The organism is Bacillus sp. EKM420B (assembly GCF_011065565.1).
GTDB lineage: Bacteria > Bacillota > Bacilli > Bacillales > Bacillaceae > Bacillus > Bacillus velezensis.
In genome coordinates, this window is the sequence record NZ_JAAMNX010000077.1 from 1 (window position 1) to 230 (window position 230).

Below are 230 nucleotides of genomic sequence, written 5' to 3' on the forward strand. Positions count from 1 at the left end.
TGGAGCTGACAGATACTAATCGATCGAGGACTTAACCAATTTGAATGTATGCTTACTGTTATCTAGTTTTGAGAGAATTTTTTAAAAAAACTCTTGCTTTTTCTGAAATACATAGTATAATAATACATGTCACTAAAACGTCTGGTGATGATGGCGAAGAGGTCACACCCGTTCCCATGCCGAACACGGAAGTTAAGCTCTTCAGCGCCGATGGTAGTCGGGGGTTTCCC

1 rRNA gene is annotated in these 230 nt (G+C 40.9%); it reads left to right on the plus strand.

Going from position 1 to position 230, the window contains the following annotated elements:
• Positions 1 to 140 precede the first annotated feature (140 nt).
• Positions 141 to 230, plus strand: a 5S ribosomal RNA gene (gene rrf / locus G9F48_RS19605); the annotation flags it as partial.